This is a genomic window from Mucilaginibacter sp. P5_A6, from assembly GCF_056400585.1.
The window spans coordinates 125649-143348 of record NZ_JBFUKZ010000016.1 but is presented as its reverse complement, the minus strand read 5'-3'; the positions used below and the strand labels follow the sequence as shown (position 1 = coordinate 143348).

At 42.2% G+C, this 17700-nt stretch carries 11 protein-coding genes and 1 tRNA gene; 5 read left to right on the top strand and 7 right to left on the bottom strand.

The window, feature by feature from the left end; genetic code table 11:
* Window positions 1-218: 218 nt before the first annotated feature.
* The gene (locus AC1DO4_RS17425) at window positions 219-4433 is read right to left on the bottom strand and encodes a hybrid sensor histidine kinase/response regulator transcription factor (RefSeq protein WP_477418074.1); all 4215 of its coding nucleotides are present in this window, start codon (window positions 4431-4433) and stop codon (window positions 219-221) included.
* An 866-nt stretch (window positions 4434-5299) separates the two neighbouring features.
* Here AC1DO4_RS17425 and AC1DO4_RS17420 point away from each other — a divergent pair.
* A complete protein-coding gene (locus AC1DO4_RS17420; RefSeq protein WP_477418071.1) occupies window positions 5300-6997 on the top strand; it encodes a cellulase family glycosylhydrolase in 1698 nt (565 codons plus the stop codon).
* A 240-nt stretch (window positions 6998-7237) separates the two neighbouring features.
* Here AC1DO4_RS17420 and AC1DO4_RS17415 read toward each other — a convergent pair.
* Window positions 7238-7311, bottom strand: a tRNA-His gene (locus AC1DO4_RS17415).
* A 116-nt stretch (window positions 7312-7427) separates the two neighbouring features.
* Here AC1DO4_RS17415 and AC1DO4_RS17410 point away from each other — a divergent pair.
* Window positions 7428-9518 (top strand): heavy metal translocating P-type ATPase, encoded by a 2091-nt coding sequence (locus AC1DO4_RS17410; protein ID WP_477418069.1) that lies wholly within the window; start codon window positions 7428-7430, stop codon window positions 9516-9518.
* An 82-nt stretch (window positions 9519-9600) separates the two neighbouring features.
* Window positions 9601-10071, top strand: coding sequence for a ribonuclease HI (gene rnhA / locus AC1DO4_RS17405; protein ID WP_477418067.1), 471 nt, complete (start codon window positions 9601-9603; stop codon window positions 10069-10071).
* A gap of 168 nt (window positions 10072-10239) precedes the next feature.
* Here the strand turns inward: rnhA and AC1DO4_RS17400 are convergent, their stop codons facing one another.
* The gene (locus AC1DO4_RS17400; RefSeq protein ID WP_477418065.1) at window positions 10240-10734 is read right to left on the bottom strand and encodes a metallophosphoesterase family protein; all 495 of its coding nucleotides are present in this window, start codon (window positions 10732-10734) and stop codon (window positions 10240-10242) included.
* 228 nt (window positions 10735-10962) lie between these two features.
* On the opposite strand from AC1DO4_RS17400, the gene AC1DO4_RS17395 reads away from it, so the two are divergent.
* The gene (locus AC1DO4_RS17395) at window positions 10963-11625 is read left to right on the top strand and encodes a hypothetical protein (protein ID WP_477418063.1); all 663 of its coding nucleotides are present in this window, start codon (window positions 10963-10965) and stop codon (window positions 11623-11625) included.
* A gap of 19 nt (window positions 11626-11644) precedes the next feature.
* Here AC1DO4_RS17395 and AC1DO4_RS17390 read toward each other — a convergent pair whose 3' ends face one another.
* The 4 genes from AC1DO4_RS17390 to gatB all read right to left on the bottom strand — a co-directional run bounded on the left by AC1DO4_RS17390 (window position 11645) and on the right by gatB (window position 16449).
* The gene (locus AC1DO4_RS17390; RefSeq protein ID WP_477418060.1) at window positions 11645-12352 is read right to left on the bottom strand and encodes a tRNA1(Val) (adenine(37)-N6)-methyltransferase; all 708 of its coding nucleotides are present in this window, start codon (window positions 12350-12352) and stop codon (window positions 11645-11647) included.
* A gap of 678 nt (window positions 12353-13030) precedes the next feature.
* Window positions 13031-13720, bottom strand: a complete 690-nt coding sequence (locus AC1DO4_RS17385) for a response regulator transcription factor (protein ID WP_295712432.1) — start codon at window positions 13718-13720, stop codon at window positions 13031-13033.
* 97 nt (window positions 13721-13817) lie between these two features.
* Complete coding sequence (locus AC1DO4_RS17380) at window positions 13818-14978, bottom strand: redoxin domain-containing protein (protein WP_477418058.1); 1161 nt, start codon at window positions 14976-14978, stop codon at window positions 13818-13820.
* 1 nt (window position 14979) lies between these two features.
* On the bottom strand, window positions 14980-16449 hold the full coding sequence (gene gatB, locus AC1DO4_RS17375) for an Asp-tRNA(Asn)/Glu-tRNA(Gln) amidotransferase subunit GatB (protein WP_477418056.1): 1470 nt from the start codon (window positions 16447-16449) through the stop codon (window positions 14980-14982).
* A 589-nt stretch (window positions 16450-17038) separates the two neighbouring features.
* Here gatB and AC1DO4_RS17370 point away from each other — a divergent pair.
* Window positions 17039-17617 (top strand): hypothetical protein, encoded by a 579-nt coding sequence (locus AC1DO4_RS17370; RefSeq protein WP_477418054.1) that lies wholly within the window; start codon window positions 17039-17041, stop codon window positions 17615-17617.
* The last annotated feature ends 83 nt before the right edge of the window (window positions 17618-17700 follow it).

The following is a 17700-nucleotide window of genomic DNA, read 5'->3' as shown; positions in this document are numbered from 1 at the left end:
ACTGCTTCGCCTTTGTTATGACACGTAAATTTGAGATAAACAATAATTGGTGCATCCAAGCCTATCCGCTTACTGTATAAATGCTATTTCTTTTTGGGGCTTACCGAACGGTAAAAGGCATACATATATTTGCAACACCGTTTTGAATGTATGTTCTTGCACGGCAACTTGTCGCTCATTCGTTCGCATTTACAGCAAACAAAACAGCATAGAGATCATTATTCTTTACTTTCAGCTTCGGAATTACTTTTTTTCTGACGAATGGAATTGACATACGCAGAAGGTAGTATGTTATATTCTTCCTTAAACATTTTCGCAAAATGTTTGGGAGTATTAAAGCCTACCTCGTAGCAGATCTGGCTAACGGTCATCTGGCTATTTCCGAGCAAATAAGCCGCTTTTTTTAACCTTATGGAACGGATAAATTCACCAGGCGATTTGTTGGTGAGCATCCAAACTTTGTTATAAAGCGATCCCCGGCTGATGCCCATCTGACGACCTAATTCATCTACTGAAAGGTTGTCGTTTAAGATATTAAGTTCTATGTACTCAACTATATTCTTTAACAGCTTTTCATCTTCATTTTCTAAAGGAGATTCCTGCAATTGCACATCCATCTGCTTTTTGTAGGTGCGTTTATAGGTGTCCCGAAGGGTTAAGATATTTTTGATTTTTGAAAGCAATATTTCAAAATTAAATGGTTTTGTCATGTAATCATTGGCGCCAATTTCAAGACCCTTTATCTGTTCTTCGTCACCCGTTAACGCGGTTAACAGCACAACGGGAATGTGCGACGTACGTTTGTCCTTCTTTAGCTTTTTGCACAACTCAATTCCTGTCATCTCGGGCATGCTGATATCACTTATAATAATATCAGGATGTTGCGATAGGGCCTTTTGCCAGCCTTCCCTTCCGTTTGAAGCTTCGATTAAAAAAAACACATCCTTTAAATTGTCTTTCAGGTAAAAACGAAAATCATCGTTATCCTCAACTAAAAGAACTACCGGCTTTTTATTTGATCGAGGCTCTTTGACAATACTTTTATCTTCATTATGAGCAATTTCGTTTGCGCTATCGTAATCAATGTCATCGTCTGATGGCAAGTCCGTTTCCCGACCGTTATAGATAACAAACGGTAGTTTAACGGTAAAGCAACTGCCGTGATCGGGCTCACTTTCAACAGTTATTTCGCCTCCGTGCATCTTCACAAACTCATGCGTAATTGCAAGGCCGATGCCGCTGCCCTGGTTAATCATCGACTCCGGAATATCGTGTTGAAAAAAACGTTCGAAAATTTTACCTTGTTTTTCAAGCGGAATGCCAATACCGGTATCAATCACCTTAATTTCAAGCGGGGCATCGCTGGCCTCTCCATCTACATTGAGCAAAACGCTTACCTGGCCGCCAGGCAGTGTAAATTTAAAGGCATTTGATAACAGGTTAAACAATATCCTTTCTATCTTATCATGGTCAAAATCAGTAAACAGCGAATCAACCGAGGTATCAAAAATAAAATTAATCTCTTTTTGTTCAGCGATATCAGTAAATGAAAGGTATATCTCGTTGATGAACTTCACAATATCCCCTGGCTTGCTATGTAGTTTCAACTCCTGAACTTCCATCTTCCTAAAATCAAGCAATTGGTTTACCAGGTTCAACAATCGCCTGGCGTTTTTTCCTATCATGCCCAGCTGTTGTTTCTGTTCCTGATCAGCGCGGATAAGCATTTTTTCGACCGGTGCCATGATCAGCGAAATCGGTGTTCGGAACTCGTGGCTTACATTGGTTAAAAATTTAGTTTTCAGTTGATCAAGATCTTGCATACGCTTAACCTCCTGCCGCTCCTGTTCAATTAACAACTTTGCTTCCTGCTTTTCTTTCTCTGCTATAAATTTTTCTTTCTCTGCTATGAATTGTCTTCTTATTTTTTGTATTCCGCGCCGGCGTATAAAAAGAAGCGTCCCGGTTATCAGCAACACGTAAATGACATTAGCTAAGGTAGATTTCCAGAAGGGGGGCAATACCTTAATTTTTACTTTTATATAGATGGGTTTCCATTTCCCCTCCTGGCCAATAGCCCTTACCTTAAAAGTATAGTCGCCTCCATCAAGGTTGGTGTAGGTAGCTTTCCGGGTAGCATTGTTTGCAGTAAGCCACCCTTTATCGAAACCTTCCATCATATACTGGTGCGTTATTTTATTGGGGTTAAAGAAATTTAAGGCGGCAAACTCAATGGTAAACACATTTTCGCTGTGGTTCAGCGTTATCTCCTGTGTCGCCGAAATGGCTTTAGATAATACGACATGGCCGTCAACTGCTTCATTGGCTGCTATGGTTTTGTTGAATAACTGAAAACCGGTGAAAATTAATTTGGGCTCATCGATATTCGGGTGTATACTCAGTGGATCGAAAATATTGAAGCCGTGCGAGCCGCCAAATACCAATTCCCCTGTATTGGTTTTTAAAGCTGCATTTACAGTGAACTCCCTGCCCTGCAGGCCATCTGTTTCATCAAAGCGTTCAAATTGAAACTTATAGGTGCCGTTGCCTGGTGTCAATGTTATCCGGCTCAGCCCGTTTGATGTACTTAGCCACATCGCCCCCCTGTTATCTTCCAATACATTCAAAACCTGGTTGTCGGGCAATCCGTCCTTTTTCGTCAGCGAGACAAAACGATTAGTTTCGGGGTTCAATATGCTTAGTCCGTCCCTTGTCGCTATCCACATCAGGCCGCGGCTGTCCTGCGTTATATTATTGACGTCATCACTGATCAAACTGTTAGGGTCGCTTTTCTTTTTATTATAATGTATAATGCCACGTCCATTTTTTAATATTTTATCTATGCCAAAATACCCACCTGCCCAAATGTTTCCCCGTTTGTCCTCAAATAAAGCGGCTGTATACGGGCACCTGATTTCGGTTTGCTTAAAGGGAGGCGAAAATATTTTTTTGTCCCTGTCAAATATTTGCAAACCCGCCGCAAAAGTGCCTATCCATAACCGGTTTGATGAATCTTCCAGGATATTCCATACCCGGTCATCAGCAATGCTCGTAGGCACCTTATCATTATGTTTGTAGTGAATAAATTTTTTTCCGTCAAAATGGTCCAGCCCTCCAAAATAGGTACCTATCCATAGCTGCTGATCACGGTCGATACATAAGCTGACAATAATATCACTGCTGAGGCTATTCGGGTTTGCCGGATCGTGTTTATACTGGGTAAACCTGCCTGTTTTGCGGTCAAAATAACTTAAACCGCCTCCATTAGTGCCAATCCATAAATTACCGTGTTTATCCTCAGCAAATTTATTAACATCTTCAAAACTAAGACTCCGGGGATCTGAGGCAAAGTGCCTGTATAACGGGAACCTGATAATATTTTTATGATAATAACTTACTCCCTCTCTGAGCGTACTGGCCCACATAATGCCTTTGTTGTCTTTGTAAAGCGATACGGTGTTTTGTCCCAATGATTTTGGATCATCTTCCCTATTTAGTAAATAAGTAATTCTGCCGCTTTTTTTATCCAATACATTTATTCCGCCATGATCAGTGGATATCCATATAAGGCCGTCGTCGGCCTGAATAATATTAGTAATGTTGTTGGATGTAAGCGGCGTTTCTGCCGATTCTTTTGTGATGTACCGAAACCGTCCGGTACGGCGGCTGTAATAATAGACGCCGGAATCCATATTGGGGTTAAACACCCAGAGATCGCCTTCACTGTCAATAGTTATCGAGTAGACCGTGCCCCTATTATTAGCGGCTTTTTTAAAAATATCGGTATGGTACGTAATTGCATTACGTTTTACATCAAATAGCTCTACTACGCCGTCGTCATAAGCAAGCCATATATTGCCGGTTGCATCCTGCACAATATCTGTAACCAAACTTGAATATAATGATGGCTTGGAACTGTGGTGATGATAATAATGTGTGGCAGTTCTTTTCAGCTCATTATATCTGTAAAGGCCCGAATCGCGACACAAAAACCAGTAATCGCCTTTGCCGTTGTGGAGTATTTTGGAAACGAACGGATACCCGGGAAGTTTGAAAGCATAGAGCACTGACGACGCATCATTGTTAAACTGCTCTGTTTCGGGGTCATAAAAAGAATATGCGGCCCGCGTTGCTATCCATAACTTTTTGCCGGGCCCTTCACAAATATTAATTATAAAATCGTCATTAATGGAGTTTTTGTTATTTGCGTCGTGCTTGAATACCTTGAAAGTATAACCGTCATAACGGTTAAGTCCCGAAGCCGTGCCGAACCACATGAAGCCTTTGGGATCTTTAAATATGCAATTAACCTGGTTGTGAGAGAGTCCGTTGCTTATATTGAGCCGCGAAAACTGGTATTGGCTGTTTTGCGCAAAATTGTTCGTGTAAGTAAAAAACAACACTGAAACAACAATATAAAGTTTTACACGCATTAAAATTTAGTTGAGATCTTCGAAATCAGGAACCTGGCGCTTAGCAAGCCGGTACACTAATATAGCATAAAAGTAAGATAAATTCGTAATTAAAGAGATAAAAGTGGCAATTCCTTTAGATCAGCGAAAAACAAATAACCTACCTCTGAAGCAAACGAGTTGTCGACGCTGTGGTACGGGCCGCGCCCGAGCTTACAGTGAAATAAAGCTTGTTACAGGTTGTCGTTAGGATGCTATCCGGATCATCCGGTTAAAAAAAAGCCGACACACGCCTTTAGTTACAATTTTTGAAATGATAAACACTTATTTCCGATACCATTTTATCAATTTATTTCAAATAAGATGGCTATTTATACAAAACCTTTACAAACGCCACGTTTTTTTTTGACAAATTAACATTTAGCGTCCTCTTTTTTAACTTTTATCTCCCATCATTAAATTATCTCTTCTGTAGTTTTACTACGCAATTAATAAACCTGGTACCAATTCAAATATTGCCAACTAAAACATACCTGTTATTCCAACGGCTGTATTTATGTTGACTTTAATTGCATTGTTTTCATTAATTGTCCTTCTGCATCGAAAAACAAGATTTAAACAAATAAACCGGTTCAGGCCCGTTTTATCCTATCAAAAAATGAAACTAATGTTAAACTCCGCCTTATGCGGAACGGCAACTGCCTTATCATTATTTTTTTTAATACCCCGTTGGCTAAAGGCAGTTATCAACATAACTGCCTATACCAATAGCTGTATAAACCTTAAAGGCAATAAAAATATACCCTCGTTGCCCGACACTTTCACACGCAATTAACCAATTTATTAATAAAGGCACATTTAAATGCCGCCAGTTTAACCATTTTTTTATGAAGAAAACTTTAAGTTATTTTTTATGCATTCTTGCAATCCCGGCATTGACAAGGTGCACGAAGCCACAAATCGCTTCTCCGGATGTTAAACCGCTTGCTAAAACGGGCACTAAAACGCTGGCCGCCACCAGTTATCCAAATTACAACATTTCGCCGCTTGCGCCTGATCAAACAGGGATGACCAGTACAGCAACTCAAATCGCTGCAAATATGACGTTAGGTATTAATATTGGCAACACAATGGAAGCCCAATATAACGAAAACGGGTGGGGAAACCCCAATATTACCCAGGCACTCATTGACAGCTATAAACAAAGGGGGTTTAACGCCATAAGGATTCCTTGTAATTGGGACTGGTCACATGTGCCAGATTCAACAACTGCAAAAATAGACCCGGCCTGGCTTGCCCGTGTGCAGCAGGTTGTGCAATACTGCGTTAACGATGGGATGTATGCGATATTAAATATACATTGGGACCACGGATGGTTGGAGCTCAATTGCACAACCACCGCGCAGGCCGCCGTTAATGCCAAACAAAAAGCACTTTGGGAACAAATTGCAACACAAATGCGTGGTTTTGACGAACATCTGATTTTTGCCAGTGCTAACGAACCAGCCGTTACAGATGCCACTGGGATGGGCGTTCTGCTATCTTATCATCAAACTTTTATCAATGCCGTGAGATCAACCGGTGGGCACAACAGCTATAGAACTTTGGTTATCCAGGGCCCCAGTACAGATATTGAAAAAACCAACACTTTGATGAATACGATGCCCACAGATCCGGCATCCAATCGTTTGATGGTGGAAATCCATAACTATACGCCCTGGAACTTCTGTTTGTTGGACGCCGACCAATCATATGGCAACAGGTTTTTTTATTGGGGCTCGGGATATCACACCACCTTCGATGTTGCGCACAATCCTTACTGGGGCGAGGAATCAACCCTTAGCGGATATTTCCAAACGATGAAGACAAAATTCGTTGACCATGGCATCCCGGTAATAATGGGCGAATTTGCAGTTATGGACCGAAATCTTGCGGGAGACTCTTTAAACTTCAATCTTGCTTCCAGGGCGTATTGGTATAATTTTTGTGTGCACCAGGCATCGGCAAACGGCCTACATCCATTTCTTTGGGACACCGGGTCGCTCATCAACAGATCGACTTACGCCGTAAAGGATCAACGGGATTTAGCGGCCCTTGTACAAGGAGCACAAACTGGCGCATCCCCCGCATTTCAGGTTGGCGGTGTATACCAGATTATCAATAGGTATAGTTTTAAGCCTTTAGAGATTCAAGGTTGGGGAACTGCAAATGGGGCGTTGGCAGATCAATGGGAGTATGTAGCCGGGGCAAATCAGCAATTTAAAGTGCAAGCTGCGGCAAATGGCAGCTACCTTTTAACGCCTATGCATGTTAGCGGGAAGTGTTTGGAGGTATGGGGGTGGTCTGGCTCAAACGGCGGTGCCGTGGATATGTGGGATTATACAGGTACAGGCGGAAATAATCAAAACTGGTTAATTCAGCCAACCTACGATGGATTCTATAAAATCATCAACGTAAATAGCGGAAAAGCCCTGGAAGTTACTTTAGGGACTGATCCCGCAGTTCCATTCAGAAATGGTAGTGCGGTGGATCAAAATGATTACTATGGGGGCAAAAATCAGCAATGGGGATTTGTGAAAATATAAGGTAAATACAAAGCAATTAAGTTATTTCACAAAATTGCCAAAAATCTCTAATGCCTCTGTTTTAAATGAGGTGTTAGAGATTTTTTTGGTGTTAGATGCTGATGGCTTGAATGATTTGTGCTGGTCAGATAGCCGGGGCTTTCATAAAAATCCTGCTTGATCTGTTGTATTTTTATCGAAAACCTGCCCTGCGGGTATAAAAAAAGCCTTTTTACTATAGTAAAAAGGCTTTTAGAAATGGGTAAATGATGGGGCTCGAACCCACGACCCTCGGTACCACAAACCGATGCTCTAACCAACTGAGCTACATCTACCGTTTGGAGAGTGCAAAAATAGAAATCTCCGGGCTATTTGCAAACTCTTTTTAAAATTACATTCAGTTTACCTGTTTTATTTAGAACGATTTTAATTAATACCTAAATTTGTATCCATGGCTGAGCAACTGATTGAACTGAATGTGACTGGGATGCATTGTAACAATTGCGCCATGTCTATCCATAAACTCCTCGAAAAAAAAGGGTTACAAAATATATTGGTTGATTTTGCGAGTGAAGAAGTAAAATTCTCTACCAGCGACGATACCAAACTACCCGAAGTTATAAAAGGGATAGAAAATTTGGGTTTCAAAGTAATTGATGATATCGGGCAACATTCACCTGCGTTTTACGAGAAGGTGGAGAACAAATTTATCTTCTGCGCCATATTTACAGCGCCGCTTTTACTCCACATGTTGCTCTCCTGGCATTTTTTACATCATCCTTTAGTACAGCTGTTATTATGCCTGCCTGTTTTTATTGTAGGCTGCCTGCATTTTGGTAAAAGTGCATGGAGCTCGGTTAAAGGAGGTATCCCTAATATGGATGTGTTGATATTTATCGGGTCAACTTCAGCTTTTATATATAGCCTGGTAGGTACTATCCAAAACCTGGGTGCGCAATACCAGTTTTATGAAACCTGCGCCACTATAATAACGCTGGTGCTACTTGGCAACGTATTAGAGAAGCGTTCTGTAACCCAGACTACTTCGGCAGTAAAAGATCTTATTAAATTTCAGCAGGTAAATGCAAACCGGGTTATAAACGGCAGTGTGGAAGTAATAAGCGCCAGGGAAGTTCGCCCCGGCGATACGCTGTTGGTAAACCAAGGTGATAAGATTCCCGTTGATGGCGAAATACTTTCTGGCAGCGCATCGGTTGATGAAGCCATGCTTACCGGCGAAAGTATCCCCGTTGAAAAAGAAAAATACGACAAGGTGATAGGCGGTACCATTCTGCTTAACGGCAATTTTCATATGCTGGCGACTAAAGTGGGCTCAAATACCATCCTGTCGCAAATCATCGACCTGATGAAAAAAGCGCAGGCCGCCAAACCTCCTGTACAAAAGCTGGGGGATAAAGTAGCCTCTATATTTGTCCCGGCAGTAATATTGATAGCCGTCGCTACTTTCATACTCACCTATTTTGCTGGTGAGGCAGGCATGCAAAAATCTCTTATGAACGCTATTGCGGTGCTTGTAATATCCTGTCCATGCGCCATGGGTTTGGCTACCCCTACCGCCGTTATGGTTGGTTTGGGCCGCGCTGCCAAAAGCGGCATACTCATAAAGGGCGGGGATACCATTGAAGCCGTTGCCCACACTAAATATGTGGTATTTGATAAAACCGGAACACTTACTACCGGTAAGTTCAGTATTAATGAGATTAAAACAGAGCCGGATATCGATATAAAGCTCATAAGGGGTATTATTACTGCAATTGAGGAACGATCAAACCATCCTATTGCAAAATCGTTGGTTGGTGGTTTAAAAAAACTACCTCAGCAAAAGCTGATTCTCAAGATAGCTAAAGAGGAAAAAGGTTTAGGTATGCGTGCCGAAGATGTAGAAGGCAATCATTACTTTTTGGGCACAGCCAAGCAAAATACCAAAGATCACTTCAATCTTTCGCTCTACAAAAATCAACAGCTGCTTGCACAGATAGCAATTGATGATGAAATAAAGCCCGAAACAGCATCCCTTATTGCCAAACTTAAAAAGATGGGCATAACCCCTATACTTTTAAGCGGTGACAAAAAGAACCGCTGCCTGAAGTTAGCCAGCCAGATTGGTATTACCGAGGTACATGCCGAGAAATTACCTGACGAAAAACTCCAGGTTATTGACATCTACAAGCAAAAAGGCAAAACCGTTATGATAGGCGATGGTATCAACGATGCCCCCGCCCTCACCAAAGCTGATGTAGGTGTATCTATGAACGATGCCAGCCAGGTAGCCATCCAATCGGCCAGTGTGGTGCTGCTTAATACCGATCTGCATTCGGTTATTAAGTTTTTACAGATCAGCAAACATACGCTGCTTACCATTAAGCAAAATCTTTTTTGGGCATTTGCTTATAATATTATAGCTATCCCTGTTGCCGCCTTCGGCTTTTTAAACCCAATGGTTGGCGCTTTTGCGATGGCTTTTTCTGATGTGGTGGTGATTGGTAATTCATTGAGATTGAAGGTGAAAAAAGTAGATTAGCCCCCTGAAGGAGAGCATTTGATCAGCATGATAAAATATTTACTATCATCTCCCCTTTGGGAGGCTTTACTATATTTGCGTCATGATTGAGATTTTTACAGACGGTGCATCAAGCGGCAATCCTGGTCCCGGGGGATATGGGGTGATCCTGCGTTCGGGTAAGCATTATAAAGAGCTGTCTGAAGGGTTTCGCAAAACCACCAATAACCGCATGGAACTGTTGGCTGTAATAAAAGGGCTGGAATCTATAAAAAGCCCTAACCAGCAGGTAATCATCTTCTCCGACTCTAAATACGTTATCGATTCCATCGAAAAAAAATGGCTGCTGGGCTGGGTAAAAAAAGGTTTTGCAGGTAAAAAAAATAAAGATCTTTGGATGCGCTATTTAGAAGTAAGCAAACTGCACCAGGTAAAATTCACCTGGGTGCGCGGCCATAACGGCCACCCCGAAAATGAGCGTTGCGACCAGTTGGCAGTCGCCGCCGGCAAACAAACCCCATTGCTTATCGATTCGGTTTTTGAAGTGGAAAACGCTAAAGCGGGGTTACTTTAAGCAACTTTTTAAAATTCAGCTTTTGGGAAAAAGCAACTAATAATATTCATAAAAGTGCGAAGAACATGCAAAAAAGCACTAAAAAAATCGAGAAAAATCTATAAAAATTGCAGTTTTTTTTAGTTTAAAAAGTTTTTACATTTTTCGCCCTAAATTCGGGGTTATCCGCTATCGTCCGGCCAGCTCAATAACCTGCAGGTCCTGGATCTTATCGCCATCAATATTAAAACGCATCAGGGTACGCACCTTATGCCAGCCTTGTTTACCGGCTGCGCCGGGGTTAAGGTGCAGGCACCCTATCTTTTTATCGTGCATAACTTTCAGGATATGGGAGTGCCCGGTAATAAACAGCTTTGGCGGGTTGCTGTATATCTCATTTTTAATATGCTGGCTGTACCTGCCGGGGTAGCCGCCAATGTGGGTTATCCAAACGTCTACACCTTCGCAATTAAAGCGCAGGTGTTCGGGATAAACGGTCCTTATATCTTTGCCATCTATATTACCATAAACGCCCCTCAGCGGTTTAAATGCCGCCAGCTTATCTGCAAGCTCAAGCGTACCAAAATCGCCGGCATGCCAGATTTCATCGCAGTTATCAAAATGTTTAAAAACGGCATCGTCGAGGAAGCTATGGGTATCAGATATAAGGCCTATGCGCGTCATAGGGCAAATATAGACACAACATACAAGAGACAAGGAACAGGAGGGCAGAAAAACAATAACGACTAAAATACTGTGTGCCGATAGCCTGTTTTTCTCTTGATTCGCGATAACTGGTAATATGCTTTACAGCCGGTATACAATTATTGATCCAAATAGTTTTAACCGTTTAAAATACAGTGAAACTATTATATATTAGATGTACGTATAAATATTATAAAAGAACTGTATATGAGAAATTTGTACTGCAAATTTTTTGCTTTCCTGTTTTTAACTACGGCAATCTGCGGCTGTAAACTGGATGGTGATGTTTTACCGGCTGATTCGGTACTAATCAGTACAAATCCCATTAATACTACCAGCGAATATTATTTTAAAGGCACCTTAAACGGCCAGGCTGTAAACTGGCCGGTAACCAGCGATATTAATGGTTGGTTTACCGGATCGGGCTCCGCTACTTCAAATAATGCAGGTGACATTACCGGCAGTCTTAGCGCGTTAATAACAGCTGCCAAAGCCCAAAATCCAGCATTCGAAGTTGAATTTGGGACGTTTCACGTTTTACCTACTGATGTGAAATCAACCATTTTTAATGCTTTTATTCAACCGGGTTCATTTACCTTCGGAACAGATAATAATGCCATTAATGCTAAATTTATTACCATATCCTATACAGACAGCCAGGGGAACTTTTATACAAGCGCCACAGGAACGCAAACCGGCAGCACTGCAAATGTTGTATCGGTAACGCCGGTAGCGGCAGGATTGGGCACTAATGAAAGCCTGAAAATTAAGCTTACATTTAGTTGTACCTTATACCCAACAATCGCAACGGGCGCTTCATTAACATTAACAAATGCCGAAGCTACCGTGCTACTGGAAAATCTTTTGTAAGATCAGCCTATATTGCACCCTAAAAAATTGTCAAAAACTCCTTTAATATTTGCCGATAACCTTCACTATAAACCTTTGGAGCATTGTAAATAACAAATTTTTCTTTCACAACTATTTGCCGTGGACTCAATCCCAAAAACAGTATTTCGCGGTGCGCTTCATTATCTTTAAAGGAATATATGTTGATTATCTTTTGGGGATAAAGTCCAAATCCCGACGCCAGATCTTTAATCAACCCGGCAGTATCAGGCGGCAGCACCAGGCAGCAAACTCCTTTATTGTTAAGGTGCACAGCAACCGCTTCCAGCAATTCCTTGAAAAAACCATCGTCAGCGTGTTTAGCCAAATTCTTTTTTGCCCCGGGAGATCGCAGGGAGTTGATATAAAAAGGCGGGTTAGAAACGATCAGATCATATTTCCTATCGGGATAAGCAACAAAAAACGCCTCAAAACCTAATGGATAAAGTGCAAGCCGACCGGCAAAAGGAGCGTTTTTAAAATTGTTCCAGGCTGTTGCCGCAGCAGCTTCATCAATCTCAACAGCGTCAATTTGGGCATTGTGAAAACGCTGGGCCAGCATCAGGGCTATTACGCCTGTGCCCGTGCCTATATCTAAAACGGATGCAGGGGCGTCAGCATCTGCCAACACGCCAAGCAGTACACCATCGGTATTCACCTTCATGGCGCAGCCGGTTTGGTCAACGCTGAATTGTTTGAAATGGAACATCGGGGCTAAACTAAGAAACTGTTTTGAAATAAAATGAATAAACAGACCGTCATTGCGAGGCACGAAGCAATCCCCAACTATACAAATCGGATTTGCAAAGCTACTCTGTAAGTCCTACCTTGTGGACCATCTTTTTAATAAAAGAAAATGTCATTTCGATTGAGCAAGGGGAGGAATGAGTGGGGGCGCGAAAGAGAAATCTTATGCGATATGCTAAGCTGACATGCATAGTTCGCTTGAAAATCGTATAAGATTTCTCGCCCTTTCCCTGCATAGACCTTCCCTTCAAGGACTCGAAATGACAATCTTCCTTTAAGAAACTTATGGATCAACATGTATCCACGAGGTAGCTGTAAGGCGGGGATTGCTTCGTGCCTATCCATGACGGTACTCGATTTTCAAGGTGTAAAGGCCTGTCAGGCTGAGCCTATCGAAGACTCGTGCGGAGAGGCCTTTACCCCGCAATGGTTCGACAGGCTCACCATGACAGCCCTTTTAGCAACGTCATTTCCACTTCAGAATCCTCCGGATTTATTACTCAATAACAACGGGACACATGTTTCACCAACGTATAAAAACTTCAACGCAAAACAAAGCCCCGATCTTCTTTCAAAAAACCAGGGCTTCAAATATGCTAATCAAAAAGTTCTCCGCCAGCCGGCGGAGGTTAGGGGGCTTCTATGCCTCGAACTTGTACCCTACACCCTTTACGGTCGCTACACAGTCATCGCCCAGTTTTTCACGCAGTTTGCGAATGTGCACATCAATGGTACGGTTGGTTACCACTACAGAGTCTTCCCATATGTTTTTCAGGATCACTTCGCGGGTGTATACCTTGCCCGGTTTTGAGGCCAGCAGGTATAATAGTTCAAATTCTTTTTTGGCTAATACTACCTTAACACCTTTTTGGTACACCAGGTAGGCTTCGCGGTCAATTATCAAATCGCCTATTTCCAGTTTATTATCGGGTGCTTCCTCGGCAGGAGCATTGCGGCGCAATATGGCGTTTATACGGCTTACCAGTGCACGTGGCTTAATTGGTTTGGCTATATAATCATCGGCGCCTACGTTAAAGCCTGCAATTTCTGAATATTCTTCACTGCGGGCAGTTAAAAACACCATAAAGGTATTTTTAAACTCAGGCATGGTACGCATAATGCGGCAGGCCTCGATGCCGTCCATTTTGGGCATCATAATGTCAAGTACAATAAGATCAGGTAGTGATTTCTTGGCCTCGGCTACGGCTTCCTGGCCGTTGCGGGCCAAAAACACCTGATAGCCTTCTTTTTTAAGGTTGTATTCTATCAACTCTAAAATATCCGGTTCATCATCAACAATAAGAATTTTCTGTTTTGGAGAGCTGCTCATGATGCGTTAATTTTTTTGTATAAAAGTATACACTTTACAAAAGCTTAAAGTTACCACAATATTAACAAATTGTTAAAGGTTACGTTATGTTAACGATTTATTGAACCTTATTGAACGTTTTGTTTAAAAAAGCTTCCAGATCGGCCCCCGTAATATTTTTTGCAACGATGTTTCCCTGCGGATCGATGATGAAATTTGATGGTATTGCCTCTATATGATAAAGTGTTTCTGTTGGTCCCTCAAAACCATTCAAATCAGACCCATGTGCCCATGTAAGCTTATCATCATTAATAGCTTTTTGCCATGCAGCTTTTTCTTTATCGAGCGATACACCTAATATATTAAAGCCCTTTGAATTGAAAGCGGCATATTGCTTCACCACGTTAGGGTTTTCCTGCCTGCAAGGCATACACCATGAGGCCCAAAAGTCAATCATTACGTATTTGCCTTTATAATCGGCTAGTTTTATTTCCTTACCATCAATACCGGTAATTGTAAAATCGGGAGCTTTATGACCGATCGAAACAGGTTTAATTTTCTCCATCTGCCTTACAAAGGTTTGCACACCCGGGTTATCCTTAAAATTCGCTTTGATATCATCGGCATAGGCAACCAGCTGCGGTTCAAATTTGTACACATCCAATGAGGTTGCTGCATAAAAACCAGCTAACGAAGTTTTGTTATCATTCACAAATTTTAAAACGGCGGTACCGTAATCGGCCAGGTTTTTCTGGAATGTAGGCATATATACCTTCAGCAATGAATCCGACTGTTTGCCCAGTTTCTGTGTTTTATCCTGGTATTCGGCAACCAGTTTCGAGTTCTTTTCGCCATAAAAGTTACTAATCTTGTTGAACTCCTTTATTTTTTCAGAGTCGTCAGAACCTTTAATGCTGTAAGTATGGGTGTTATCGTTATTGTCGGTTTCAAATTCAATATCGTCGCCGTTTTTGGCAATCAGGTCGTACACATTATTTGCCCCGGCAGATTGCTCGCCACCGCCCGCGCTGCCAATTCTTAATTTATACAGGTTGGCATATGGGGCCACATGTTTAAACTGAAATTTGCCTTTCTCGCCCAGGGTGGTAGAGTCAACAACTCTTACCTGGGTACTATCAGCTTCTATTAAATACACCAGCTTTAAGCTGCCCGGGTTTTTAATGGTACCATTTATAGTAAACTGCGAACTATCTTTACATGAATAAATAAACGCGCTTGAAAGCAGCAAACTGTAAACTGCTAAACTCTTTAACTTCATTCTATTTTGATTCTAATTCCTTGATCAATAACTGGTTTGTTTTCTGCGGATCTATCTTCCCTTTCGAGAGTTTCATGATCTCGCCCATAAACAGGCCTAAAACACCTTTTTTTCCTTTTTGATATTCCTTTACCTTATCAGGGAATTTGGCGATGGCCGCTTTAATAAATTCGCTTACATCGTCATTATCGGCGCTGATCAAAAGGTTAAGCTCTTTGGCCAGGTCCCCGGCTTTTTTGCCCGGTTCTTTGATCATGGCAGGGAATAACTTGTGCGAAGCTACAGAATTATTTATCACGCCCGCGTCAATTAGTTTGATAAGCCCGGCCAGGCCAGCCGGGGTAACAGCAAAGTTACCAATAGCTACGCCATGATCATTCAGGTATGATTTTACGGCTCCCATCAGCCAGTTGGCCGCTGCTTTATAATGATCGGTTAGTTTTATCAGTTCTTCAAAATAATGCGCTACGTCCCTATCGGCAGTTATTACAGATGCATCATAGTCCGAAAGCCCCAATTGTTCAACATATTTATGGTAAAGCTGGTTGGGTAATTCGGGCAGGCCGGCACGTATTTTATCTACATACTGCTTGTCAAGCATTAGCGGCATCAGGTCGGGTTCCGGGAAATAGCGGTAATCGTTGGCCATTTCTTTGGACCGCAGTACCGATGTTTCGCCTGTATCGGCATTAAAGTTAAGTGTGTTTTGATCAATGTGGCCGCCATTTTCTATAACCTCTACCTGGCGGGCAAACTCGTGCTCAATGGCCCGTTGTACGTTACGGATGGAGTTAAGATTTTTCACCTCGCAGCGGTTACCATATTCGGTAGCGCCTTTTAATCTTACAGATATATTGGCATCGCAGCGCATGCTGCCTTCCTCCATATTACCATCGCAAATATCAAGGTAACGCAGTATTTTACGGGTTTCGGTTAAAAACTGACCGGCCTCTTCGGCGCTGCGCATATCGGGCTGGGTTACAATTTCCAGCAGGGGTACGCCGGCGCGGTTCAGGTCGATAAGTGAATCGGCATGGTGCTGATCGTGCATACTTTTACCGGCATCCTCTTCCATGTGGATGTGGTGAATAGCGATATCTTTTTGCGTACCATCGGCAAGCTTTACAGGCACGTATCCGCCAAGGCAAACCGGGGCATGGTCTTGCGTTATCTGGTAGCCCTTAGGCAAATCGGCATAAAAATAATTTTTACGGGCAAAGCTATTATTCAGGTTGATGGTGCAGTTGCAGGCCAGGCCCATTTTTACCGCGTACTCAACCGCTCTTTTATTCAAAAAAGGCAAAGTACCCGGGTGACCAAGTGAAATGGCGCTGACGTGGTGATTAGGTTCGGCACCAAAAGCAGCAGAATCGGGCGAAAACACCTTACTTAAAGTGGATAACTGGGCATGCACTTCAAGGCCAACAACCAATTCGTACTTTTCACTTATCCCGTTTGCGAAAACTGTCATAAAAATAAATTCAGCTGTGATTTGCTGATTGAAGGTCAAATATATAAAAGTTAATACAGTGTAGATAGGTTTTGGCTTTTAAACAAGTAGAAAAAATATATTGCAGATGTGGTTGGTAGGGTATTGTGAATAGTGAGTAGTGAGCCGTGAGTGGAGAATGGTGCTTTGCATATTGCATAAAATCCTTGTTCTTTACTCCAAAAATATTTCATTTTTTTTGGCGTTACCTGCGGTGCGGGCTATTCGTTCATACTACACAGGCCTTAATCCGCCAACTGGCGGACGGTATCCACTACTATCCCTAACGTAAATTTTGTCTGAACCGGAATTTTGAGAATTGAAGAATTGACAGAATTTTAGCTGCGTTTTGCGATTCAACTTATGACGTGTTTATTTTGCTCCACGGTCTGTGTCCTCACAGAACGCTGTGCTAAAGCTTTAGGTTTGGTCAGGAAATCTGTAGCCCGCCGGAAGATGTGATTGGTAATCTCAAGTTGATGGTCGATGTCATTAAACCTTTAGCACAGGGCGGGGTCTACCTGTAACACGGCACAATAATTGGATAGTGTTGTATAATTTAGAATATACTATGAAAAAAATAATTTTAGGATTGCTTGCAGGTGTTATTACCCTTGCAGCATCAACAACCGAAACAAAAGCACAGGTTAACGTAAGCGTACAAATCGGGGCCTGGAACCCACCACCAGAATATACAGGAGTGAATTACTACTATCTGCCCGATGTAGAAAGCTATTATTATGTACCAACGCACCAATATGTTTACCTTGATGGCGGCCAATGGGTATTCAGACCCGCTTTACCACCCCGTTATGCCAGTTATGATATTCGCAGCGGCTATAAAGTAGCTGTTAACAGGCCCAGGGCATACACTTATTATAATGTTGACCGTACCCGCTATGCACACTACAGGGGCGTACGCAACGTAATTGTACGCGATCATTACCGCACCAGGGTAATAAACCGCACCAGGGTAATAAACCGTACCAGGGTAATAAACCGTACCCGTGTTGTGCATACCAAACCAAGAGTAATTACCCGTACAAGGGTTGTAAACCATACCCGTGTTGTACACGCCAGGCCGCAACATGCCCGTGCTGCACAGCACAAGGCCAATAACGGCCAGCATAAAGGACATGACAAACACTAAGCATATATACGCTATAATAAAAAGACTGCCATTGGGTGGTCTTTTTTTTGTTTATAGGGTTTTGTAAATGTTTTGTAGTGAAG

What these genes read in the sequence shown, in the direction of transcription:
- AC1DO4_RS17425 (WP_477418074.1), bottom strand. Translation starts at nt 4,433, where the DNA reads ATGCGTGTAAAACTTTATATTGTTGTTTCAGTGTTGTTTTTTACTTAC.
- AC1DO4_RS17420 (WP_477418071.1), top strand. Translation starts at nt 5,300, where the DNA reads ATGAAGAAAACTTTAAGTTATTTTTTATGCATTCTTGCAATCCCGGCA.
- AC1DO4_RS17410 (WP_477418069.1), top strand. Translation starts at nt 7,428, where the DNA reads ATGGCTGAGCAACTGATTGAACTGAATGTGACTGGGATGCATTGTAAC.
- rnhA (WP_477418067.1), top strand. Translation starts at nt 9,601, where the DNA reads ATGATTGAGATTTTTACAGACGGTGCATCAAGCGGCAATCCTGGTCCC.
- AC1DO4_RS17400 (WP_477418065.1), bottom strand. Translation starts at nt 10,734, where the DNA reads ATGACGCGCATAGGCCTTATATCTGATACCCATAGCTTCCTCGACGAT.
- AC1DO4_RS17395 (WP_477418063.1), top strand. Translation starts at nt 10,963, where the DNA reads ATGAGAAATTTGTACTGCAAATTTTTTGCTTTCCTGTTTTTAACTACG.
- AC1DO4_RS17390 (WP_477418060.1), bottom strand. Translation starts at nt 12,352, where the DNA reads ATGTTCCATTTCAAACAATTCAGCGTTGACCAAACCGGCTGCGCCATG.
- AC1DO4_RS17385 (WP_295712432.1), bottom strand. Translation starts at nt 13,720, where the DNA reads ATGAGCAGCTCTCCAAAACAGAAAATTCTTATTGTTGATGATGAACCG.
- AC1DO4_RS17380 (WP_477418058.1), bottom strand. Translation starts at nt 14,978, where the DNA reads ATGAAGTTAAAGAGTTTAGCAGTTTACAGTTTGCTGCTTTCAAGCGCG.
- gatB (WP_477418056.1), bottom strand. Translation starts at nt 16,449, where the DNA reads ATGACAGTTTTCGCAAACGGGATAAGTGAAAAGTACGAATTGGTTGTT.
- AC1DO4_RS17370 (WP_477418054.1), top strand. Translation starts at nt 17,039, where the DNA reads ATGAAAAAAATAATTTTAGGATTGCTTGCAGGTGTTATTACCCTTGCA.